Annotated in this window: 19 protein-coding genes and 1 tRNA gene; 9 read left to right on the forward strand and 11 right to left on the reverse strand. The window is 41.8% G+C overall.

What is annotated here, in order from left to right:
* The first annotated feature begins 10 nt into the window (after positions 1 to 10).
* Entirely contained in the window at positions 11 to 604 is a 594-nt protein-coding gene (locus tag G460_RS0118710) for a hypothetical protein (RefSeq protein WP_157366965.1), read from the forward strand.
* Between the two features lie 21 nt (positions 605 to 625).
* Here G460_RS0118710 and G460_RS0118715 read toward each other — a convergent pair whose 3' ends face one another.
* From G460_RS0118715 to G460_RS0118760, 9 genes are all read right to left on the reverse strand, one after another.
* Positions 626 to 1360, reverse strand: a complete 735-nt coding sequence (locus G460_RS0118715; RefSeq protein ID WP_035464771.1) for a DUF1835 domain-containing protein — start codon at positions 1358 to 1360, stop codon at positions 626 to 628.
* Entirely contained in the window at positions 1357 to 1782 is a 426-nt protein-coding gene (locus tag G460_RS0118720; protein WP_026956790.1) for a DUF1801 domain-containing protein, read from the reverse strand. The genes G460_RS0118715 and G460_RS0118720 overlap by 4 nt, the downstream gene beginning before the upstream one ends.
* A 2-nt stretch (positions 1783 to 1784) precedes the next feature.
* Positions 1785 to 2174, reverse strand: coding sequence for an SMU1112c/YaeR family gloxylase I-like metalloprotein (gene gloA2, locus G460_RS0118725; protein WP_026956791.1), 390 nt, complete (start codon positions 2172 to 2174; stop codon positions 1785 to 1787).
* Positions 2175 to 2246: 72 nt separating this feature from the next.
* On the reverse strand, positions 2247 to 4319 hold the full coding sequence (locus tag G460_RS0118730) for a S9 family peptidase (RefSeq protein WP_026956792.1): 2073 nt from the start codon (positions 4317 to 4319) through the stop codon (positions 2247 to 2249).
* A gap of 3 nt (positions 4320 to 4322) precedes the next feature.
* Entirely contained in the window at positions 4323 to 5630 is a 1308-nt protein-coding gene (locus G460_RS0118735; protein WP_026956793.1) for a D-alanyl-D-alanine carboxypeptidase, read from the reverse strand.
* 60 nt (positions 5631 to 5690) lie between these two features.
* Positions 5691 to 7103 (reverse strand): SusD/RagB family nutrient-binding outer membrane lipoprotein, encoded by a 1413-nt coding sequence (locus G460_RS0118740; RefSeq protein ID WP_026956794.1) that lies wholly within the window; start codon positions 7101 to 7103, stop codon positions 5691 to 5693.
* A gap of 19 nt (positions 7104 to 7122) precedes the next feature.
* Positions 7123 to 10209, reverse strand: a complete 3087-nt coding sequence (locus G460_RS0118745) for a SusC/RagA family TonB-linked outer membrane protein (protein WP_026956795.1) — start codon at positions 10207 to 10209, stop codon at positions 7123 to 7125.
* 427 nt (positions 10210 to 10636) lie between these two features.
* Complete coding sequence (locus tag G460_RS0118755) at positions 10637 to 12844, reverse strand: sodium-translocating pyrophosphatase (RefSeq protein WP_026956796.1); 2208 nt, start codon at positions 12842 to 12844, stop codon at positions 10637 to 10639.
* 230 nt (positions 12845 to 13074) lie between these two features.
* Positions 13075 to 13944, reverse strand: coding sequence for a serine hydrolase (locus G460_RS0118760; protein ID WP_245578756.1), 870 nt, complete (start codon positions 13942 to 13944; stop codon positions 13075 to 13077).
* 129 nt (positions 13945 to 14073) lie between these two features.
* Here G460_RS0118760 and G460_RS0118765 point away from each other — a divergent pair, with 129 nt between their 5' ends.
* The 6 genes from G460_RS0118765 to G460_RS0118790 all read left to right on the forward strand — a co-directional run bounded on the left by G460_RS0118765 (position 14074) and on the right by G460_RS0118790 (position 17841).
* Positions 14074 to 14352 carry a hypothetical protein gene (locus G460_RS0118765; RefSeq protein WP_026956798.1) on the forward strand — a complete coding sequence of 93 codons (279 nt, stop codon included), beginning with the start codon at positions 14074 to 14076 and terminating at the stop codon, positions 14350 to 14352.
* 129 nt (positions 14353 to 14481) lie between these two features.
* Positions 14482 to 14721, forward strand: a complete 240-nt coding sequence (locus tag G460_RS22205) for a hypothetical protein (protein WP_051316123.1) — start codon at positions 14482 to 14484, stop codon at positions 14719 to 14721.
* Between the two features lie 63 nt (positions 14722 to 14784).
* Entirely contained in the window at positions 14785 to 16371 is a 1587-nt protein-coding gene (locus tag G460_RS0118775) for a sulfatase (RefSeq protein WP_035464773.1), read from the forward strand.
* A gap of 56 nt (positions 16372 to 16427) precedes the next feature.
* Positions 16428 to 16502: transfer RNA gene (locus tag G460_RS0118780), tRNA-Pro, on the forward strand.
* Between the two features lie 116 nt (positions 16503 to 16618).
* On the forward strand, positions 16619 to 17194 hold the full coding sequence (locus tag G460_RS0118785) for a Crp/Fnr family transcriptional regulator (protein ID WP_026956800.1): 576 nt from the start codon (positions 16619 to 16621) through the stop codon (positions 17192 to 17194).
* A gap of 62 nt (positions 17195 to 17256) precedes the next feature.
* Positions 17257 to 17841, forward strand: a complete 585-nt coding sequence (locus G460_RS0118790) for an NAD(P)H-dependent oxidoreductase (protein ID WP_035464775.1) — start codon at positions 17257 to 17259, stop codon at positions 17839 to 17841.
* 203 nt (positions 17842 to 18044) lie between these two features.
* Here G460_RS0118790 and G460_RS22210 read toward each other — a convergent pair whose 3' ends face one another.
* Positions 18045 to 19556: a S41 family peptidase gene (locus tag G460_RS22210; protein WP_051316124.1), complete on the reverse strand. Its 1512-nt coding sequence runs from the start codon at positions 19554 to 19556 to the stop codon at positions 18045 to 18047.
* Positions 19557 to 19938: 382 nt separating this feature from the next.
* The gene (locus tag G460_RS0118800) at positions 19939 to 21165 is read right to left on the reverse strand and encodes a hypothetical protein (RefSeq protein WP_026956802.1); all 1227 of its coding nucleotides are present in this window, start codon (positions 21163 to 21165) and stop codon (positions 19939 to 19941) included.
* A 405-nt stretch (positions 21166 to 21570) separates the two neighbouring features.
* Here G460_RS0118800 and G460_RS0118805 point away from each other — a divergent pair, with 405 nt between their 5' ends.
* A complete protein-coding gene (locus G460_RS0118805; protein WP_157366966.1) occupies positions 21571 to 22674 on the forward strand; it encodes a sensor histidine kinase in 1104 nt (367 codons plus the stop codon).
* Entirely contained in the window at positions 22671 to 23117 is a 447-nt protein-coding gene (locus tag G460_RS0118810; protein WP_026956804.1) for a response regulator, read from the forward strand. The genes G460_RS0118805 and G460_RS0118810 overlap by 4 nt, the downstream gene beginning before the upstream one ends.
* Positions 23118 to 23175 lie beyond the last annotated feature (58 nt).

Consider the following 23175-nt stretch of genomic DNA (forward strand, 5'->3'; position numbering starts at 1 on the left):
CAACATGATCATGGAACTCGAAGAAATGAAATCCATCTGGGGCGAACTCAGTGGAAAAGTCGAAAATCAGGAAAAAATCAAGAAAGAAGAACTCATGAAAATGACGAGAGTTAGATATAAGAAAAAAATAGGAAAGATTGCCTTAGCAGAAGTTCTAGGAAGTGTGATCTGTTTTGCTTTTGCCATCTATTGGATTGTTAAATTTCCAGATTTGAAAAATCCAGTCAATCAAGTAATGATGATTTTCAACATCTTATTGGTGATTATTTTGCCAGTTTTTAGTCTGAAATCTATCTGGCAATTGAATCAACTGGATTTAGGGATCAGTCATCCTTCTGAGGTGGTCAATAAGTTTATCAGAGATAAAAAACGATTCTGGATAGTTCAGAAAGCGGGACTCTTTTTGTCTTGTATTCTTCTGATTACAATTTTGCCTCCTTTGGCAGAACTAGGAGGAAATCCTTCGGTAATGACAGAGCCTTGGTTTTGGTGGGCTTATGTGCTTTTCGGCTTCCTGTTTTTTGTGTTTTTTACTAGGATGGTAATCGGTCACTACAAAGGAACACTTAAGAAATCTGAAGATATTCTTCGGGAATTAGATTAGTAATTTGGGGGAGTCTGTTGATCAGCTCCCTTTTTTGATTTCGTTCCAAAGCTTCAGCACCTGAGTGTCTCCAAATCCATAAATGGGCAGTCGCTTATGGAATTCCCTGAAAACGGTTCCAAAGTTCTCAGTTTGAAGCTCCTGATGAATTCGTTTTAATTCTTCTTTTGGCAAACCCTCTGATTTCTCATTGGGGATCATTTGCTGCCAGGCGTTAATGGCTGGAATCAAGAAGGAGAATTTTCTTTCAAAATTTGGAGCTGATTCGAGCGCTTTTTCAGGTTCTGAGTTCTGATAAAAACCCCATAAACTTTGAAGCAGTTGGATGTCTTTTAAGTTTAATTCATTCGCATTTTCCCATTGAGAAATTAGACTTTCGCCCGTGACATGTGCAAAAGAATAGGGGGAATCACTTCCGGGCATTACCAAGAAAGCTTGATGAACGGAGGCTGGTAAAAGCGTGCAGGCTTTCCAGAAATTCACCTGACAAAAAAGGTCTTCCTCAAACCAGAAATAGACTTCTGAGTTGTCAGGAATCTCGGAGATTTTGAGAATTTCAGCTTTGGAATAGGAGTCATAATCCGCTTCTTGAAATTCCGATTCGATAAATTCCTTTCTGATTTCCCAAAAGGCCTCTTCCGAATCCGCTTTGACAGGACCATCCACCAAACACTCCCGGAAAATGATTTTTTCACCGGGGATTTCTTCAGGAAATTGGCCTGAAAGTGAGTCTCCGTTTAGGATGTGAAAAATCATTTTGTCGGATATTTCTCTTTCATGTAGATATAAGCTGTTCTGATCAATTCACGAAGAACCTTCTCATCGATATCAGCTAATTTATTTATATAGACACAGGATGCTCCTGTTTTGTATTTGCCCAGTTTAGCAAATAATTCTTCAAAACTGGTTTCCATACAGCCAAGAAGATAAAGGGATATGGCAGATTTCCTTGGAGCAAAACCAGTGATCAAAAAATCTCCTTCTCTTCCGGATTCATATTTGTAATGATATTGACCGAATCCTACAATGGATGGTCCCCACATCACGGCTTTTTCGCCTGTCTCTTCTTCCATGATTTGTTTGATGCGAAATGCATCTTCCCGTTTTTTGGGAGATTCTGTTTGATTGATAAAATCATCAACAGACGCGTCGGTTGGTTGGGTTTTGTTTTCAGCCATGATTATTCCTGATAGAGTTCTATGGGCAAATCATCCGGATCGGAGAAAAAAGTAAACTTCCTTCCTGTAAACTCATCAATTCGGATGTGTTCTACCGCTATGCCCAAGCTACGCAAATCTTTGACACTTTGCTCGATATCTTTCACACCAAATGCCAAATGGCGAAGGCCGCAAGCTTCTGGCCGCGAGATTCTTTCAGGAGGATTTGGAAATGAAAATAGCTCGATCAAGTATTCGCCATTGAGTGCAAGGTCCAATTTGAAGGAATCCCGCTCTGTTCGATAGACTTCCTGAATGATTTCCAAACCTAGAATTTCGGTATAGAATTTCTTGGATAGCTGGTAATCTGAACAAATAATCGCGATATGATGAAGAGAATTGAGATGTAGCATATTTTTATTGGAAAAAACTCCAGATCAGGTTGAAAAACAGTGGTCTGTTGACTGTGGTCTGTCGTCAAAATCTTAATCCATCAAGTGTTTTTTTAGGAAATCTGCTGTTGCTTGATCTACTCGAATCATATTTTCCCACTTCATCCAATGATGCGTATCCCCCGGAATCAAAATGGATTCGTAAGGTTTTCCCATTTCATCAAATCTTCGAATCAAATCCGTGGTTTGGCTGACCGTGACATTTCTATCGTCATCTGCATGAATGAACAGGACAGGCGATGTCCAAATTTTCAGATCAGGTATAGGGGAGGATTTCCAAGCTATTTCTTTGGCTTTTTCATAGTCAGGAGCCACCTCATAGCCTTCTGGCAGATCATATCGGCCATCCAAATCATGGACACCATGGATATCCACACCGACTTTGAAAAGTTGGGAGTCACGTGCCAATGCCAAGGCAGTCAAATAGCCTCCATAACTTCCTCCATAGATTCCGATTTTGTCTGAATTAACTTGGGCTAAGGAAGCCAAGAATTCTCCTCCGGCTTTGATGTCCTGATACTCGACCGCGCCCTGATAATAGCCATAAGCTGGTCTGTGGAATTCGTAGCCATATCCGATTCCCAAACGGTAATTAACGGAAAGAACTACAAAACCCAATTCCGCCAAATACTGATTGAGAGAATAAGTATTGGAATAATAATCCATATAGCTCCAGCCCAAAAGCATCTGTCTCTGCGGTCCGCCATGAACAAAAACAACTGCTGGTTTCTTGGCTGGTCCTCCTTCCTTTTCGAAAAGTTGTCCATAAACCGTCGTGCCATCCGGAGCCTTGAAACTCACTTGCTTTGGAGTGACTAATTGCTTTTGAGGGAAATCAGAAGGAATGATTTCTTCTTGTAAAAGTTGGGTTTCATTTGAACTTTTGACAGTGACCAAGTGAGATCTTTGAGCATCTGCTGAGAAATAAGCAAGAATTCCATTGTTTCCAACCGCGACTGGGTATGCCTCAATTCCGATTCCCGAAGTTTCCCAAGTAAGTTGTTTGGTCGCCAAATCAATACTACCGATGTGTCTTCTATCTAGGTCTTCTTTGCTTGCTCCTGTATTTGCTGAGAAAAGGACTTTTTTCTTGTCTGAACTTAACTTGATCTGCTCGACCATGTAATCACCCACAGTCAATAGTTTAGCTTCAGAGTTGTCTAAATTCAAAGAATATAGGTGTTGCCAGCCATCCTGATAAGATTCGAAAATCAGTTCCTTTTCGTTGGGATAGGAGAAAAAGAAATAGCGGTAAGATCCTCTCAGGGTTTCAGGAGATTTCCATAGCTTTTTACCTTCGCCTGAAGCTACATCAGCTATCCAGATTTCCCACGGAACATGTCTCGGTTCCAAAAGTGGGAAGGCTTCTCCCTGACCTCCTAGAGTTTTGATAAAAGCGATTTTGCTTCCGTCTGGAGACCATTTGGGCTGTGAATACCTGTGAAATGAAGGCGCAATCCAATGAATAGGAGTCTCTTGATTTTCATAGATTCCCAATAATTGATGGCCTCCTCTGCTGACTGTGAATGCCAGTTTTTTCCCATTTGGAGAAAATTCCAATGAATTAACATTTCCCTTTACCTGGAAAAGTTGGGATGGCTTTTCGATCCCTTCTAGATCAGCTTTCCAAACTTGCCCTCCTTTGAGAAATAGAAGTTGATTTTGAGGTCCAAGAGTATAATCATCTCCCTCCAAAATCGGAGTCGGATGAGGGTCATTGATCGCTATTTTCCAGATCTCTACTTTGGGAAGGGTAGGTAGGTTTTGAGCGTTGACTGTTGAGGAAGCATTTCCCCCTCCATGATCTCCACCTCTTACAAATACTAACCAATTTCCGTCCGCGGTGAATTGCAAACTACTGATTTCCTGCCCATCATCTTCGTTGAATTGAGTCATTTTGACGGGCTTGAAATCTGGGCCTTCGGCGAAATAGATATTCCGTTTTCCCTGTTCATTCATCGCCCAAGCTATTTTTTCACCGGCTGGAGAACTGGTAAGCTCGGAGGGAAAAGAGAATTTTCCCACTTGCTCCATGGTGAATCGTTGAGCCAATGAAGCCATAGAAAAGAATAGGAGGAGTAGGAGGAGTGAGCTGAGCTTTTTCATCAATTAATAGCTGTCATGAATTTGATAAAGTGCCTTTTGTAATTCGGTTTTCAATTCGCTGGATGGAATAACGTAATTGTTGAAAATGCAGGAAAAGTGAAGGATTTTTCCTGATTTGGTGATTAGATAACCACTTAATGCATTGGTCATGCTTAGTGTTCCCGTTTTTGCATAGATATAGGGTTCCTGGCCTTCATCGGCTGGATACCAACTTCGGATCGTACCGGATTCTCCACCTGCCGGAAAATAGGCTTTGATTTTTTCTAATGGAACCTCCGCTCTGATCTTACCCAAAAGTGCAATGATAGAACGCGGCGTAAACATATTTCTAGATGATAAACCCGAGCCATCATACCAAATCGGTTCGTCAGGAAGATCTTTCAACAAGTTTTCTTTTGCGTAGGCAATTGCGTCTCTTGTACTTTGTTTATTGTTCAGCTGATCAGACACCAAAAGCATCAATTGCTCGGCCAGGAAGTTGTCAGAGATTTTCATCATCTGAGCATAAATGCTGTCTGCGGGAGCCGTTTGAAGCTTTTTTGGATCCATTTCCAGATAAGAGGAATTATTAATCAAATTGATTTTTTTACCGCTTTCTTCAGAAAGAAACTGAGCTGCCAATTCCGCTGAGGTGATAAAAGGAATGTCTGTTTCAAACTCTTTGGTATAAGCTTCTGTAGGGATTTGGAAAGTGAAATCATTCGTAAGATGCTCTCTTCGAAATCGGTATCCGTTCCAGTTTTCAGTAGCTTTTCCTTCTACCTTCGAAATGAATTGTTCCGGAATTACTCGGAATTTACTTTCACCTTCTTCTTGCTGGAATCGAACGATATTTCCATAAATCGGCAAAGCTGATCTTTCTGTGGCATAGTAGGCATTGTACCAATCCCAAGACCAACCGGGACCAAATGCATCCACTTGATCAAAATTATCCAGCATATACAATTGTTTGTCAGACTTTTTTAGGAAGTCTATGGCCACATCGTTTTTCAGGTCTGGATGTAGCAAACTGGGGTCGCCTGTGCCCCAGAAAATCAAGGAATCACCTCGCTCGAGATAGTTTAGGCCATTGACCAATTCATCTCCCAAGACGGTGTAGGAAGTGTAAAAAGTAAAAAGTTTGGTATTGGATGCAGGGATGAAATATTTATCCGAATTGATATCCACCAAGACTTTGTCTTTGTCTGGATCCAAAAGCATAAAACCCAAATGGCCTTTGTCGAAGACATCAGATTTGGTGAAAGACTTATTGATTTTTTGAACGGTACAGGAGCTGGCCAATACCGCTAGGGCGAGTAAAACTTTTTTCATACTGTGAAAATAAAAAAGTCTCCTGCACTAATACAGGAGACTTTGATGTAGTGTTAGAATTTATTGATCCCACCAGATTCTGTCTAGTAGAGTCACGGAAGGCACGTTGTTTCCGTTTCGGCTGACTTCACTGGCAGGGTAGGCCAACCTTCTGATGTATTGGTTGTTCAAATCGGGATTCAAGTTTGCAGGCAAATCCATGTCTTTGTATGCATAGTCAAATCTTCTGGCATCATTCCAAGTCTCTGGATGTAAAAACATCGCTACCCACTTTTCTTTCATGATCAGGTCAAGAGTCAAAGCGTCTGCACCAACACTGACACTTGCATCAGCAAGATAGGCGGCTTTATCTTCATCAGAAACTCCCAACATATCCATGTGAGCCTCAATTCCGGCTAAATATGCAGCATAGGCTCTATCCTTATCTGCGTCTAAAGCAGCTTCCGCTTCGATAAACTTCAATTCTGCGAAGGTTGCGATCAACAAAGGAGAAAGCGTAGAAGTATAGTATTGGCCTGGGACCAGTGTAGATCTGGCACCTTGCTCTGGAGCATCTCCACGTCCAGCTCCATTCACAGTTCCGATAAATTCGCCATCGTCAGTTGTACCAATCATCAAAGGAAGTCTAGGGTCGACAGTAGGATAGGTAGTGCCGTCCAAAGCCTGCACAAACTGCTCTGAAATCCAACCTCCTAAGAGTAGATTTTCATTGTTGATTGCTACTTGGGCCCAAGGATTGAATCGTTGCTCAAAGAACACTACTTGCGCATCATCGTCATTGGAAGTAAACCCAGCATCTATTGCAGAAAGAATTTCGCTCGCATTGTAAGCACTTGACCCTTTCGTGTGGAGTAAGAACCTTGCTTTAAGAGAATTTCCAAACTTAATCCATGAAGCTACGTCGCCTCCATATATGAAGTCATCAGCTCCCATAGAAATAGCGGTGCTTCCTTGAAGGTTCGCAATGCCTTCGTCAAGCATGGTCAATATTTGAGAATAAAGCACCTCGTCGCTATCATATGCAGGTGTTACAGTCTCAAAGTTGAAGCTTTCAGAGAATGGAACATCCCCAAAGAAATCAACAGTCATTCCCAAGTTTAGGGCCATCAGGATTTGCGCCGCACCTTTGTAATGACTGGCATCCTGCTCTTCACTTTTCTTGATGATTACGTCCAGATCAGTCATTACATTATAAAGACTGAACCAAGTGCTACTGAAATCAGTCGGGTCCATTATGTCAGAAGAACTACTTGGATTCGGAGAAGCCAGGTATTGAACGTAATTACTGATAGCACTCCCTCCTCTATAGACATTGAGAGAAGTTTCATAGGTACTATTGGTCAACAATCCGGTAATGGGTGCATCTTCCGGGTTGTTGGGGTTTTCATTGACATCCAAAAAGGAGTCGCATGCAGAAGTCATCAGCATCACCGATGCTCCCAATATTGCCGTTAATTTATTTCTATATTTCATCGTTTTCGTGCTTTAAGGTTTACAGTCCCAAGTTCAAAGTGAAGAATACGCTTTGTACGCCTGGGAAGCCCAGACCGGTAAATCCTACGGCATTTCCACCAGCACCGGCAGAGAATGATTCAGGATCAAATCCATCCCAAGGAGTGTAAAGGATGATATTGTTGGCAGCGACAGATAGTCTTGCAGTTCGGAAAGGTGTTCTTTCCAGTACATTTGGCTGAAGATTGTAAGCAAGTGTTACATTTCTCAACTTGATATAGCTAGCGTCATTGACGAAGTTTTCAGAAATGGCTCGGTAAGCATTTCTCCAATATCCAGCGCCATAATCTACGCCGTCAGGTCCAACTCCTTGGCCCAGCCAAACTTCTTTGGTGTTTTCAGACCCATCTGCCAAGACACCAGGAAATACGACGGTATCGTTTCTTCTTTCTGAATCTTTCTGTTTACCAAATGCTGCTAGGAAGTTTCCGAACTGATTATACTGTTGCAGACCAGCTCTGAAATCAACCAAGAAGGAGAATTCGAATCCTTTATAAGAAAATTCATTTCTCAAGCCGCCGAAGAATTTTGGAACTGCATTCCCGAGGATCAATTGATCACCGGTTCTCACAGGGAATCCGTTTGCTCCAATCAACATCGGTAGATCACGGTCCAACTCAGTGGCTCCTTCTGGGGCATCCGGTCTTACATAGCTTGATCCGTAGATGTTGCCATAGGCTTCACCTTCTTTCAAGATCATAGTTACTGTACTGCCCACATATCCGAATTGAGATCCGACTACAATTTGATCGATTCCTTCACGGATAGCTTTGATTTCATTTTTATTGGTCGTCAAGTTTGCTGTCACATCCCAACGGAAGTCACCGCTTTCAATAGGAGTTCCTCCCAATACGATTTCCCATCCTCTGTTTTCGATTTCACCGGCATTGGTGATATAGGAAGAAAATCCTGTTGCATCAGAGATAGGAACAGGGATGATTTGATCCACAGCATTGGACTTGTAGTATGTTACATCCAAATTCGCCTTGTTGTTGAAGAAGGCCAACTGGGTACCAAATTCGATGGAAGTGGTCAATTCAGGCTTCAATTCTGGATCTCCGAAAGTGGAATTTCTTGAGAAACCTACTTGTCCATTTAAAGGGAAGACACTTGGAGAAACGAAGGTAGCTCCCAAGATGTGGGGGTTGGTATCTTTCCCTACTTGAGCCCAAGATGCTCTCAACTTACCAAACGTAATCCAAGAAGGAAGATCAAAGTTTTCGCTGAAGACATATCCCAAGTTTACAGAAGGATAGAAGAAAGAATTGTTTGATTTAGGCAGTGTGGAGGAAATGTCATTTCTACCTGTTACGTTTAGAAACAAGAAGTTTTTGTAGTCTACCATCAGATCACCATAGAAACCAACCAGTCTACGGATGCTTTTGCCTTGGCTTGCAAATACCTGAGTGGTGTTATTTACATTATAAAACCCTGGGATTACGAAGTTGCTTCCTGAAAGCGAAACTCTGTCGTACTTTCTTTCAAAAACATCATTCCCAAGTCTCAATGTAGTGTTCCAGTCTGAATTCCATTGCTTCTTTAAAGTCACGTAGAAGTTGGAAGTAAGGTCTCTAGATACAATTCTGGTTTCCTCAATAAAACCTGTAGAGCTTAGGGCAACTTCACCATCGATGCCTGTAGGACCTGGAGTGATTTCTTCTCTGGAATCGGTGTAGTTGTCAATTCCGACTCTGTAAGACAAAGTCATCCAATCCGTTGGACTGTAGTTGAAGTTCATATTACCAATTACACGATTCACATCATCTTTATAGGTTGCAAATCTTGCGTCATAAATTGGATTGGTGTTTCCGTACGTTTTCATAGTTCCGTCAGGATTGATGTAATCTCTGACATCGGTGGATTCTGACCAATACATCATTCTTTCCAAGAATCTGTCGTGAGGAACACGGTTACCGCCAGAATTGGTGTAATTCATGGATCCTGAGAAGTTGAATTTCTCACTTACTTTGACCGTTCCAGAAAACTTTGCACTTGTTCTATCCCAGGTAGAGAAAGGAATAATTCCTTTTTGGTCAAGTCTTCCTAATGAAGCATAGAATGTAGCTGATTCATTACCACCTGATACACTCAGGGAGTTGTCCACTTGTAGTCCGGTGTCGAATGCTCGGTTCCAATTGTCCTGATAGACATAATTAGGGTCGTTTTCCTCAGCAAAACTTGCTCCCCAAGAAGGCCAAAAGCTTGAATCATCTCTTACTCCGCTGAATCCTTGACCATATTTATCCTGTAATTCTGGCATTTTCACAAGATTGTCTAGACCTACAGAGGAGTTGAAGTTTACTCTTACCTGACCAGCTTTCCCTTTTTTGGTAGTGATGATTACTGCTCCGTTTGCAGCTCTTACACCATAAAGAGCAGTTGCTGCAGCCCCTTTCAATACGGACATCGATTCGATATCATTTGGGTTGATATCTGCAATTCTATTTGACATGCCTCGAGGAGTTCCTGAAGCTTCCACTGTTGAGTTGTCAACGGGTACACCATCTACCACAAATAGCGGCTGGTTGTCAGCTGAAGGATCCAATGAGTTGATCCCTCGGATGATGATTCTGGCTGATTGTCCTGGAGCTCCACCTGAATTGGTTACCTGAACACCCGCAACCTGTCCTTGTAGCGCATTGACGACATTGGGTTGTCGAGTTTTGGTGATTTCATTGGCATCGATGCTTTGTGCAGCATAGCCAAGCGCTTTTTTCTCTTGGGAAATACCAAAAGCCGTGACGATAAATTCATCTAGCTCAGATTCTTCGACACTCAAGACGACATTCAACTGAGTAGATGAGCCGACTGATACCTCCTTGGTCGAATATCCAATAAAGGAATAGACCAGAACTGCATTTGGACCAGGGACAGAGATGGAATAGTTGCCATCGATATCAGAGACAGTCCCCGTTGACGTGCCTTTGATAATGATACTGACTCCAGGTAGACCCGATCCGTCTTCCTGAGCCGTTACTTTTCCAGATACATTCTGCTGGGCATACAGTGGGATGTATGCCATCAAACCTATCAGGAAAAGCAGCATTGTTTTGTAGCTGTTTTTCATAAGAGTTGAGTTTATAGGTACTAAAATTTGAATTCTTCGAAGGTCAATTGCATTTTTTTTCTGTTTTTGATTCTGATAGAATTAGTTTCAAAAACATTTCCAGCATCTAAATGCAATTGAAAATGGCATTTTTGAGATCGTAATCAGGAAAACGTGCTCAATTTCTCACCATAAATACAGCTCTGTTTGACTTTTTTTATAAAACAGAATGCTATTTGAGCTTAATTTAAAAAGATTGATGCAGTAAATTCAAGTCCTTACTCATCTTTTTTATAAAAGGAGGCTGAAAAATTAAGTCTGCCAAATAATATTCTTATTTGCAGTTTTATGCAATAATTTATTTAGGATCTTTGCAATAAGCTGATAATCTGTATAAAAAAAGAAAGACTGCCATTTGAGGCAGTCTTTCATAGCAAAGGCTTCTTAATTACCGTGTGATCCTTTTGGTTTCGGTTACGATTTTCTTTCCGCCTTCATACTTGATTTCTTTTTTGACCTCTATGCGTTGTGCCATTGCGGAGCTATGAGGTTTTTCACTGATGTGGGGGGCAATAATCAAGGCTACGATAGACATGAGCTTGATCAGGATATTCATCGAGGGGCCAGAGGTGTCTTTGAATGGATCTCCCACTGTGTCCCCTGTTACGGAGGCTTTGTGAGGCTCAGACTTTTTGTAAAAAGTCTCTCCATCTATATCAACCCCTTTTTCGAATGATTTTTTTGCATTGTCCCAGGCACCTCCGGCATTGGACTGAAACATCCCCATGAGGACACCTGACACAGTCACACCTGCCAACAATCCCCCTAATACTTCTGGGCCGAAAGCAAAACCGACCAGCAAAGGTGTGATCAGCGCAATCGCTCCGGGAGCAATCATTTCTCTAATAGAAGCTTGGGTGGATATTTGGACGCATTTGTCATACTCTGGCTTGGATTTGTATTCCATGATTCCGGGAATTTCTCGGAATTGTCTCCTTACTTCATTCACCATGTCCATTGCTGCTCTTCCTACTGCGGCAATTGCCAGGGAGGAGAATATAAACGGAATCATACCTCCCACAAACAATCCGGCTAGAACGGGAGCTTTATAGATATCGATCGCATCGATTCCGGCTATTCCTACAAAAGCAGCGAAAAGTGCCAAGGAGGTGAGGGCTGCAGAAGCTATAGCAAACCCTTTGCCTGTGGCAGCAGTAGTGTTGCCGACAGCGTCCAAGATGTCTGTTCTTCCTCTAACTTCTTCAGGTAGCTGACTCATCTCTGCTATTCCACCGGCATTGTCTGCGATAGGACCAAAAGCATCGATGGCTAGCTGCATGGCGGTAGTAGCCATCATCCCAGCCGCTGCGATAGCCACTCCGTAGAGCCCGGCAAATTCATAAGCTCCATATATCCCGCCTGCCAATACCAAAATGGGAAGCACGGTAGATTCCATCCCAACAGAAAGCCCGCCTATAATGTTGGTCGCATGACCTGTGGCGGACTGTTTGACGATGGACGAAACAGGACGCTTGCCCATGGCGGTGTAATATTCTGTGATGATCGACATGAGCGTCCCGACTACCAGTCCCAAGATAATAGCGTAAAACACGTCCATGTTCGTAAAAGTATATCCTCTGATTTCGAGATTTTCTGGGAGCATGTGTTTTACTACAAAAAAAGAGGCAATACCTGTGAAAATGATCGAAGACCAGTTGCCCATATTCAGGGCTTTTTGAACATCTCCTCTTTCATCCTTCACCTGCACAAATGCCATTCCCATAATTGAGAATACAATGCCGAGACCTGCCAAGACCATGGGAAGTAAAATAGGGGCAATACCTCCAAAGTTGTCATTGGAGATGATCTCTCTTCCCAGTACCATGGTGGCTAGGATTGTGGCTACATAAGATCCGAATAAGTCAGCTCCCATGCCTGCGACATCGCCTACATTGTCTCCTACATTATCAGCGATGGTCGCTGGATTTCTTACATCATCTTCCGGAATTCCAGCTTCTACTTTTCCGACCAGATCGGCTCCCACATCTGCTGCTTTGGTATAGATCCCTCCGCCAACACGTGCAAAAAGAGCGATGGACTCAGCTCCCAACGAAAAGCCCGCCAAAACCTCCAGCGCTTTCTCCATTTCCAGACCATTGACACCAGCGCCAACACTTACCACATACATTTGATAAAATAGAATAAATAGCGCTCCCAGACCTAGTACCGCAAGTCCGGCCACTCCTAGTCCCATGACAGATCCTCCTGTGAAAGAAACTTTGAGAGCTTGCTTGAGGCTAGTTCGCGCCGCTTGGGTAGTTCTGATGTTTGCTTTGGTAGCGATATTCATCCCGATATAGCCTGCAAAGGCCGAGAAGAAAGCACCGATCAAAAAAGATCCGGCAATGATGGGACTGGAAGTCTCCACTGTGGTACCGGACCAAGCCAATAGGATACTGGCAATAATCGCAAAATAGATCAAAACCTTCCATTCCGCCTTGAGAAATGCCATGGCGCCATTGGCTATGTGAGTTGCCAATTCTACCATGTTTTTGTCCCCGGTTTCTTGCTTGCTGACCCAGGCTGATTTGATCGCCATGACGACCAAACCTAAAATCCCGAGTGCCGGGACCAGATAAATCACCGCTTGTTCCATAAAATTTGCTTCGCTGTTATTTTGGTTAATTATTAATTGAGTAAATATATAATTTCTAATAAACCTGCCAAGTCGAAATAATTTTAGGTAAAAGCCTAAGTGTTGCGGTGTTATCTAGTTTATTTTCAATGATTGTCCTAATAATTTATGTCGAGAAGTGTTTTGAGGCGTTTTTGATGTGGAAATTGTAATTCACTAATAATCAGTATTTCTGTGAATTCGTGTAAAAATCAGTAGCCTAGTCCTTCCCAGTATTTTTTGATACCCGTAGGAGGGGAGTAAGGTGCTTCAGAATTGAAATGATTCCAAACCAACGAAGATAGCTTTCTGGTAAGTACCCATGCTTCATTTTGGTACGTCCAGCTTTGGTCTTCATTTTCATCAGTAAACAAAGCAAAGACGTAGTCCCCATGGTGACCATTTACAAGCATCACTTCCGATCGGGATGCATTGACCATGCCCTGCTTGCTGGCTACATTGATGCCAGGAGGGATCTGACTGGCTGCATAGTCGTTGTAAAATGTATTCGATAGCAGACGGTACATCATTTCGGAAGCGGACTCCGATACCAATTCCTTGCGGTAGATTTTTGTAAGGATGGATGCCATTTCACGGGGAGTAGTCTGACCCCAGCCGAATCGTTCCCAGTCCTTTTCTCTCCCAGGAGTACGGCTATTGACCCGGGTATGCTGATATCCCAGTGTATTGAGAAGTTCATTGATGGTAGATCCACCTCCTGCAAGTGATTGGTTCCAAAGCGATGTCGTGTTGTCCGAATAGCTCAGCATCAAAGCCAGCAGGGTTCGCAGATCTGTCTGTACCGAGTCTTGGTAGTGCTGCATCAGGCCCGAACCCCCGTATCGGATGCTATCTCGATAGATGAGAGGCTGATGAAATTGAAGATCTCCTTTTTCAATTTTGTCAAAAATTCCCAGCATTATTGGGATTTTTACAATACTGGCGGTCGAAAAAATACTGTCAGCTTGATAGGTAAATTCTTCTCCAGACTTCAAATTGAGAATATAGAGGCCTGCTTTTCCATGGAATTGTTCCAATAGCGGTTGGATCTTTTCCTGTAAGGGATTCTGTTTTTGAGCCATGCAGGGAGAGGTCATAATCCAGCAGAAGCTTAAAAAAGCAAAAAATGATAGGGCTAATGGTTTGATGTTCATGAGAAGGGGATTAACAGAAAACTGTAAATTTGGGATGTTTGATTAATTGGGGAATTTATGGATTTAGAAGATTTTAAAAAATTGAAGGCACCTTTGGACACATTCTCTGCGGAGCAAAAGGCTTTGTGGTTTGATGTGAAAGGAGACTGGGATCAGGCGCATGATCAAGTGGATCAATTGGGTGGCAAATCGGCAGCTAGAATTCATGCGTATTTGCATCGCAAGGAAGGAGATATCTGGAATGCGGATTATTGGTACAGGAGAGCAGGAGAGAGTAGACCCTCTAGTTCATTGGAGGACGAATGGGAAGAGCTGTTCCAGCGCTATATGCTCTAGGAGGAATACAAGGGTATCTAAGTTTTGAACTATTAATTTTTTGAGTGAACTGAAAAATACCCAGTTCCGGGTATTTTCTTCTATTCACTAAGCATGTAATTTTGAAGAACAAGCCTAACTTTTAAGCCTATGAAATTCTTTTACCTTTCATCTACTCCCAATCCGGAGGGAAAGTTTGAGATCCACGATAGAGAGTGCAGAGCCATCCCGGGATCCTTAGATCGTGATTACCTTGGGCCTTTCAATAATGGTCCAGAAGCCATGAGAAAGGCTGTCAGCATCAATCCTGAAGCATGTCTTTGCGAGGATTGCTGCAATACTCCTTTTCATCCAATTAATTTCAGAAATAGGAATTCTGAAGGAATTTAACTTGGCTTTTTATCGAGAAAGGAAATTCTTATACTTTTAAGGATTCGATACCATCCTTTTCATATGAATTTCTCAAAAATTGCCTTAAGTATTTCGGTATGTTTCATTTTTGCACGCTGCGCTTCTCCTGAGGAAAAAGTAGAAACGCCTAATTTCCTTTTCATAGTGGTGGATGATTTGGGTTTCTCAGATCTTGGAGTCAATGGCAGTACCTATTATGAAACCCCTCATATCGATCAACTGGCTAGAATGGGGGTGAATTTCACGAGAGGGTATGCAGCTTCTGCTGTCTGTTCGCCTTCTCGAGCCAGCTTATTGACAGGGAAATTTACAGCATCTCATCAGATCACAGACTATATTGGAGCCCCTGAGGGAGAGGATTGGAGGAAGTTTAACAGGTTTACCCCCTTGCTTCCGGCAAGCTATTCTCATTTTTTGCCTCATGAATTTGTCACTTTTCCAGAGGCCTTGAAGTCTAAAGGCTATCAAACTTTTTTTGCGGGTAAGTGGCATTTGGGAGGCGAGGAAAACTCTTCACTCCCAACGGATCATGGGTTTGACATCAATCAGGGAGGTTTTCACGCAGGAGGTCCATATACAGGGGGGTATTTTTCTCCTTTCAACAATCCTTACTTAGAAGATTTGGAAGAAGAAAAAGGTATGTCACTTTCCATGAAGCTAGCAAAGGAAACCAAGCAGTTTATAGTTGAAAACAAGGAGAAACCTTTTTTGGCTTATTTGGCATTTTATGCCGTACATGCACCGATCCAAACTACCCAGGAAAAATGGCAAAAGTATCGGGATAAGGCAGAAGAAATGGGGATTCAAGAGGAGGGGTTTGAGATGGAGCGAATACTTCCAATTCGCAAATATCAAGACAATCCGGTGTATGCAGGACTCTTAGAGCAAGTAGATGAAGCTGTGGGCTCAGTGATGCAGACACTTAAAGATCAAGGTCTGAATAAGAATACCGTAGTGGTATTTACTTCTGACAATGGCGGTGTGGCTTCAGGGGATAATTATTCGACCAATAGCCTTTCGCTAAGAGGAGGCAAGGGCTATCAATGGGAAGGTGGGGTCAAAGTACCTTATATGGTCTATGTGCCCTGGATGAAGCAAATGGGAAAAACTGTAGATATACCTGTCTCTGGTGTAGATTTTTTTCCTACAATTTTGGAGCTGGCGGGAGTGGAAGCACAGCAGGAAGGCAGGATGGATGGGCAGAGTCTTGTGCCACTACTGGAAGGAGAAAAATCTCAGGAGAGATCTTTGTTTTGGCATTATCCACACTATGGCAACCAAGGTGGCGAGCCTAACTCTATGGTGCTGAAAGGAAATATGAAGCTGATTCATTATTGGGAGGATGAGCGAGATGAACTATACGATCTTTCTAAAGATCCTGGGGAGAAATACGATCTTTCACAAGAATTTCCCAAGCAGGTGGAAGAAATGAGGGGTCAGTTGCAGGCATGGTTGGATGAGACAGGCGCTGCGAAAGCGGTACAAGACCCATTGTTTGATGGTGATTCTTTAGCATGGAAGCTGGAGCAAAACAGGACAGTGCTATTGCCTCGGCTGGAAAAACAAAGAAGGGAGATGCTGGATAAAAACTGGCAGCCTAATGCTGACTGGTGGGGAAGCCAAAAATGATATTGAATAGAGCGTTAGTAAAAAAATAAGAAAACTGTAAATTCGCTTTCGGATTTCGGGGTGTGGCGCAGTCCGGTTAGCGTACACGTCTGGGGGGCGTGTGGTCGCAGGTTCAAATCCTGTCACCCCGACTTGATAAACAAGGAGTTGCGAAAGGTAAAATCGTATCTCCTTTTTTTGTGCAAAAAAAGTGTTTGTTATTACATTTTTAGGGAAACCAGGCCTAATAAATGAACCTTGAATACTCATGAAAGAAAAATTAGAAGCTGAACTCCGAAAGTTTGAGGGTTTTTCAAAAGATGAAATTGCCAAGGGTTTAGATTTTTTTGAGCATAAAAGCTTTAGAAAAGATGATTTGCTCATAGAAGCTGGAAAAACCTGTGACTGGATAGCCTTTGTTTGTTCCGGGATCGTGAGAAACTATTGTATTTCCAGCAAATGGGATGAGGTGACTTACTGCCTGACTTTCCCAAACAAGTTTATTACTGCATATTCTTCGTTTATTTCAAAAGTGGAAACGATGGAAAATATTCATGCCATTACTGATCTTGAAGTATTGATGATCGGTCGAAAGGGCTTTACTGAATTAGTCAATTCAAGCGAAAATTGGTTGAGATTTTCCAAGCATTTTTCGGAGCAGTCATACCTCTTGATGGAGGAACGCTTATTGGCACTGCAAATGGAAACTGCCGAAAACAGATACAGAAAGCTAATGGCGAATTACCCAGAATTCCTCCAAAACATTCCACTCAAGTATATCTCATCCTACTTGGGGATTACAGACCGGCACTTAAGTCGGCTCCGTAAAATGACTACGGAATAGGACATTTGTCCTTTTTGAAAGTTTAGCACATCTCTACTTTTGGGTCATTCAAAATAAGTGACATGACCAAAGCTGAAATTTTAATCGTCAATGGACACCCGGATAAGGAAAGCTATAATGCGGCACTTTCCGAAGCTTACAGGCAAGGTGCAGAACAATCAAATGCCAATGTATCAGTGATCCACTTACGGGATTTGGATTTCAATCTAAATCTTGAATTTGGATATAGAAAAAGGTCTGATTTGGAACCTGATCTTGTAACGGCCATAGAACAGGTGAAAAGGGCGAATCATATCGTTTGGGTGTTTCCAATGTGGTGGTATGGTTATCCTGCACTCATGAAGGGGTTTGTTGAAAGAACATTTCTTCCAGGGATATTTTTTGAATTTGAAAAAGGAAAGTCATTACCTAAAAAACTATTGAAAGGAAAAACAGCGAGAATTATAGTGACAGCTGATACTCCAAAATGGTATGACACACTTTTTATGAGAAGTCCAGCAATTAACCAGTTCAGAAAAGGGACATTACAATTTTGTGGAATCAACCCTGTCAAAGTAAGCTATATCGGACCTATTAAAAGCTCTTCAGATGAGTTTCGAGCTAAGTGGCTATCCAGAGTACATAGGTTAGGAATGTCAAATAAATGAGGTGGGCCGGGGTTTGAGTTTTAAAGTACTTCTTGTGGAATTTAAAATAGCAATACTTGATTCAAACCATGAACAAGCAAAGGAATTGCTTCGCAGGAATACCTCTATAGTAGGCTTTCATGTCGCGTTTATCCGTTGCTTGAAAGTTGGAATGAAGTCTTTTTGACCCAGATTAGTGACTTGATTGTTCTTGTTCTCGATGATTACTTGGTGGGATGAGAATGGAGGATTAGCTCTTTCAGCTTTTGAAGTTGGTGGTCTTCTGTCCCGAATACCTGGTCTAGACTTCTTGGGATCTCTAAATCGGGCTTGGTGCCGATTCCATCCAGAATAGATCCATCTTTTTGGAAGGATACCATTGTGCTGAGTTTGATTCGAAGTTGGGAATGAGGGAGTTCGAACCGCATGCTATTGCCACTGGAACCATCTGTAGTCTGGCCCACTATAGTCACATTGGGTAGGTTTTTTAGCGTAGATACGAGTACGGATGCAGCGCTAAAGGTCCTTTCATTGGCTAGAATGTAGACGGGACGGTTATAGTAGTACTTGTTTTGCGAAAGCTTATAGCCATTGAAGAGGTAATAATAATAGTCGCTATACCTAACTTCATCCAGTCGATACATGGGGCGAAAGGTGTGCATGAATTTATCCACTTCTTTTTTCTCCAGACTGTCCAATTCACCTCTCGAGACTAGATACCGACCATGGAGACTTTCTACTTGCTCTGAGTTCAAAACGCCATCTGTTCTTTGTTTGGCAATATTTACTACATAGATAGAGTCTGGATGGATCAGGTATCCGGCTAATTCCTGAATAAGGTCACGAGTACCGCCTCCGTTATTTCTTACATCGATGATCAGCGCCTTACTATCTTTGATATTCTTCATAAAATCATTGAGATAAGTGAAAAATAGAGGGCTGTCTTCTTTGCTGAGCATTTCTGTCAATTGAATATAAGCAATGTCTCTATCCAGTTTGAAAAAGTCATGCACAATAGCTGGGTTTGCATAGTCTTCTTCTGAGAGGAAAAAGTGACCGTCTCCGAATCGCTCATCCCAGAGATATGCCTTTCCTTTGGTGTCTGCTAGCGTGACTTCGATGGTTTTCTCTAGTCCGTTTTCGTTTTCTACAGTTACCTGAATAGGATTAGGCACTTTCCGGCCCATTTTGAAAAAGACTGTTTCTATATCTCTAAGTTCTCTTAATGCCCGCAGCCGATAAGATGATTTGGGAGCAAGAATTTCCTCAGGTAGGACTTGGGGTAAGAGTTCTTCCAGCTCGATATGGTGGATAGCCTTGAGGTATGGGTAACTTTCATCCCATGGAAGATACATTTTGGAATCTTTGTTGTATTGAAGAACAAGTACTTTTTCACCAAAAGGGGCAAAAGTAAATGGGAAATAAAGAGATTCAGGCAGGTCGTAACCTCTTACACTGGCATGCCTGTCGCCTATTTTACCTATTGTTTTGGCCAGAAACAGTCCAAAATCCTCTGGCGCAATACCCAGGCTAGAGGTCTGGTCAAGAAAATTTTCAAAATCCTTTTGGTAGTCATACCCATTGAGTCCTTGATAGGAAGAGTGCTTTTGCAGTAGATCGTCCAAAAAGCTGAGGTCATTTTTCAGTTCTTCTTGAGTCAGTAGCTGGGCATGGGCTACATGTGCTATTGGAGAGGTGAAAAGGAAAAAGAAAAGTAGAATTCGGGGATATTTCATGGTGAGATCAGCTATGTGGTAAGACCAAGATTAGACATGAAACATGCGCTGATCAACTAACTGGGATGAATAGCCAAATGAGTGGGATGGAATTACTGCTTGTATTCAGATATGTGCTGTATCCTATTAGAGGATGAATAATAGACTTTCGGATAGTGATTACCAAGCTTCTGAATTCCTCGCCATTTTGTCTCTGATGCTTTGGGTAACCAGAATTCTCTAGCATAAAACCATTGTTTATCCCCGAAGGTCGATTCAGTTACTTTTTGTGCTTTGGTCTGCTTCAGCCTGGCATCGGAAGTTTTAGGTTATCACAGTTGTTTATTCTTTATTCCTAAGGTCAAAAATCCATTTTTAGACTTTCAAAAAAACAAGTGATCATTTACCTGTTGTAGGGGTATTCATTGATCCAATGAAAGCCTCGTTTAACCAATTCATAACTGGATTTTATTTTTCTGTTTGCAGTTGCTTTTACTTGATCGTCGTCGATGAGAAGTTGGATTTCATAATGATTTCCAGCGTTTTCCTTGATTCTGAGTTCATATGGCTTGGTCTCATCTTGTTGATTTTTGATCACCAGCACTCCTTCCTCCTTGATTTCCTGGATATTCCAGAATTCCCTTGGGCCATTCTCTGATTGTAAAACCAGCATATTCTTTTCCAAAATCATCTTGTTCCACGGATGCTTTGGGTCTATTTCAGTGAAGGTATATAGCCCCTCCCAAGTGTTTTCCATTGTTCTGAATTTCTGACTTTGCAGATGCGAGACAATCATCGTCAATGGGATAAAGCCGGCCAAATACAGCACGACTATCAAGCGGATTAGTTTATACCTCGTTTGTGTGAAGCGAGGTTTTATTTCACCCAAGGTGCTTTCTCGATGTAGGATGAAAAATTCAAAAATAGGCTTGATTTTAGGAGCTAGGATCAAAATGGAAAAGAGCAAGAGATGGGATGAAAATAACTTGACGGGGACATCAAATGAAAAATTTACCAAGACGATATTTAAACAAACACTGATGGAAATCAAGGCTCCAAGAATTGACGTTCTACGAAAGAGTAGCAGCATGCCCGCTGCCACTTCCGACAAACCCATGAAGATTTTGTAGGTGTCAGAATAGCCGAAAAAACGCCAAGCCAAACCCATAGGAGAGATATTTCCAACGAGTGTTTCCATGCCATAGAAAGAGGGACCTGGAAACTGTCCTTCCAAAAACTTGGCGATGCCATAAGATATCAAAGTCAATCCTACATAATACCTGGCATAGACCAGCATCCATTGAAAGAAGGCCATTGCATTTGAACGAAATCTTTTGATAAGGCTAAGAGGGAAGGCAAGTGAAAAAGAAAGGCTGAGTAGTGCGGGAATCCGCACATAGTCATAGGTAGTATCACCACTTCCGGTTCTCTGGATTTTCTCAAAACTGCCTACTCCTAAGATATCATGTCCGAAAAACAGTACGTACTTTTCCTGTAAGGCCATGGCATATTTGGAGAATAACTCATGCGAGTAAGGAATGTGGTTTAATGGGAAAGGGAAGGCATATAAGAGGATATAGATGCCTAAAGAAAATAGGATCAATCGCTTGATCGGAGCAGCGTTTCTCATGGTCGAATAGAAAAATTAAAAAATCTAATATAGGCCTTGAGTTAAAATTCGAAGATTAATTATAATTTTTTAAGGTTTTAGAATGCCTTAAGTGATCCTAAAGAATCTTGTTTTTGCTGCTTTACTGAAGGTGAAGCCTGCCGCTAAGCTTTTGTCGTACGATGAATCATTTCGAGGAAAGGGGGGCAATCGGTGATTTGATTTTGAACTAATTTCTCTAAAAGATGAACAATTCTCTAAGATTTTGAATTACAATGATTGATATTAACCCGGACATATGAGGATGAGTTTGGAGAGATTGGTTTTAAACTCAGAATTAATTAGATACATTTGATTTTCATATCCTTAAAAGATGAACCTGTCACCCTAAGCAAAATCTTTTATAAGGACTAAGTAGATTTTATAGTGAATACCACGCAACCCAGTTTGGATTACCTGAGTCGGGCAATCCATGATATCGAAGACTATGCTATTATTTTTATGGATTCCAGTGGGACTATTCTGGATTGGAATCTAGGTGCCAAACGCATCAAAGGGTACGAGGCAAAAGAAATCATAGGTCAGAATTTCAGGATTTTCTATACCAAAAAGGATCTGGATCTCAAAAAGCCTGATAGGTTGATCCAAGAGGCTTTGAAAAAGGGAAAGGCAATAGACGAAGGGTGGAGAGTGAGGAAAGATCAGAGCTTGTTTTGGGGAAGTATCACGATCACCTGTGTGCATGGCGAAAATGGAGAAGTGATCGGCTTCAGTAAAGTGACCAGAGACCTGACCGAAAGAAAGCAGGCAGATGACCTGAAGGAGATATATATCAAAGATATCATCCGCAAAAATAAAGACTTAGAGCAGTTTACCTATCTCGCTTCTCATGATCTACAGGAGCCACTTCGGACGATCAATACATTTACAGATTACTTGGTAGAAGAGCTAAACGGCGATTTTTCTAAGGAAGATTTGATCCAGTATGCAGAGTTTATTTCCACATCTTCGAAGAGAATGCGAGACTTGGTTTCTGGATTGTTGGAGTACTCTCGTCTTGGCAAATCAGAAACATATCGAACGGTCGATTGTGTAGGACTCATCAATAATATTTGGTCGGATATATCCGATCTCGTCAATCGCCAAAATGCCTGGTTGAAAGTTGGTGTATTGCCTCAGGTAAAAGCCTATGAGACAGAGCTTCGGATTTTGTTTCAAAACTTGATAGCAAACGCGATTAAGTTTAACAAAGACGAGCAGCCTGTGGTGGAAATTTCCGGTGTGGATCGAGGCAGGTCGATTTTATTTTCGGTGAAAGACAACGGGATCGGAATTGAAAAAAAGGATATGAATAAGATATTTCTCATTTTCAAAAGGTTACACAACAGGAGCGAATACGAAGGATATGGGATTGGGCTGTCCCATTGTAAAAAAATAGCAGAACTGCATCACGGTAAATTATGGGTCGAATCTGAAATAGGAAAGGGCAGTACTTTCTTTTTGGAGTTGCCGAAATCAATTAAAATATGAGTTACAAGTTAAAATCCATCCTATTAGTAGATGATGATGATGCTACCAATTTCATCAATAGGAAAATATTGAGCCGACTCAATATAGCTCAGCAGATTCATGTAGCGCTGAATGGAAAAGAGGCAATTGAGTTTTTGGAAAACCAAGAAGGTTCGCAGGCAGAAGATGCAGAAGTAGTCACTCCACAGTTGATATTGCTGGACATCAATATGCCTGTGATGGATGGTTGGGAGTTTATGGATGCGTATCACCTCTTGCCACAAGAGAAAAAAGCAGAAGTGATAGTCGTCATGCTGAGTACGTCAGGCAATCCTGATGACATTAAAAGAGCACAATCAAATCCGGAGATTTCAGGTTATAATACCAAGCCATTGCATCCTGATCTGATGCTAGAGATCATTGAAAAGCACTTTCCTACCAAAGATAAGGCGGCTGAGGTATAAGCGACATTTCTAAAGAAGTCCTAGGGTAAGGGAGCACAAGTTTCCTTACTTCATTTTT

Source organism: Algoriphagus vanfongensis DSM 17529 (assembly GCF_000429465.1).
GTDB classification, from domain to species: Bacteria; Bacteroidota; Bacteroidia; order Cytophagales; family Cyclobacteriaceae; genus Algoriphagus; species Algoriphagus vanfongensis.

Bases quoted from the DNA above. Each gene is read 5' to 3' on its own strand.
- G460_RS0118785 (WP_026956800.1), top strand. From the start codon at position 16,619: ATGAAAGAAAAATTAGAAGCTGAACTCCGAAAGTTTGAGGGTTTTTCA.
- G460_RS22210 (WP_051316124.1), bottom strand. From the start codon at position 19,556: ATGAAATATCCCCGAATTCTACTTTTCTTTTTCCTTTTCACCTCTCCA.
- G460_RS22205 (WP_051316123.1), top strand. From the start codon at position 14,482: ATGAAATTCTTTTACCTTTCATCTACTCCCAATCCGGAGGGAAAGTTT.
- gloA2 (WP_026956791.1), bottom strand. From the start codon at position 2,174: ATGCTACATCTCAATTCTCTTCATCATATCGCGATTATTTGTTCAGAT.
- G460_RS0118790 (WP_035464775.1), top strand. From the start codon at position 17,257: ATGACCAAAGCTGAAATTTTAATCGTCAATGGACACCCGGATAAGGAA.
- G460_RS0118775 (WP_035464773.1), top strand. From the start codon at position 14,785: ATGAATTTCTCAAAAATTGCCTTAAGTATTTCGGTATGTTTCATTTTT.
- G460_RS0118740 (WP_026956794.1), bottom strand. From the start codon at position 7,103: ATGAAATATAGAAATAAATTAACGGCAATATTGGGAGCATCGGTGATG.
- G460_RS0118710 (WP_157366965.1), top strand. From the start codon at position 11: ATGGAACTCGAAGAAATGAAATCCATCTGGGGCGAACTCAGTGGAAAA.
- G460_RS0118765 (WP_026956798.1), top strand. From the start codon at position 14,074: ATGGATTTAGAAGATTTTAAAAAATTGAAGGCACCTTTGGACACATTC.
- G460_RS0118730 (WP_026956792.1), bottom strand. From the start codon at position 4,319: ATGAAAAAGCTCAGCTCACTCCTCCTACTCCTCCTATTCTTTTCTATG.
- G460_RS0118715 (WP_035464771.1), bottom strand. From the start codon at position 1,360: ATGATTTTTCACATCCTAAACGGAGACTCACTTTCAGGCCAATTTCCT.
- G460_RS0118800 (WP_026956802.1), bottom strand. From the start codon at position 21,165: ATGAGAAACGCTGCTCCGATCAAGCGATTGATCCTATTTTCTTTAGGC.
- G460_RS0118745 (WP_026956795.1), bottom strand. From the start codon at position 10,209: ATGAAAAACAGCTACAAAACAATGCTGCTTTTCCTGATAGGTTTGATG.
- G460_RS0118735 (WP_026956793.1), bottom strand. From the start codon at position 5,630: ATGAAAAAAGTTTTACTCGCCCTAGCGGTATTGGCCAGCTCCTGTACC.
- G460_RS0118755 (WP_026956796.1), bottom strand. From the start codon at position 12,844: ATGGAACAAGCGGTGATTTATCTGGTCCCGGCACTCGGGATTTTAGGT.
- G460_RS0118810 (WP_026956804.1), top strand. From the start codon at position 22,671: ATGAGTTACAAGTTAAAATCCATCCTATTAGTAGATGATGATGATGCT.
- G460_RS0118720 (WP_026956790.1), bottom strand. From the start codon at position 1,782: ATGGCTGAAAACAAAACCCAACCAACCGACGCGTCTGTTGATGATTTT.
- G460_RS0118760 (WP_245578756.1), bottom strand. From the start codon at position 13,944: ATGGCTCAAAAACAGAATCCCTTACAGGAAAAGATCCAACCGCTATTG.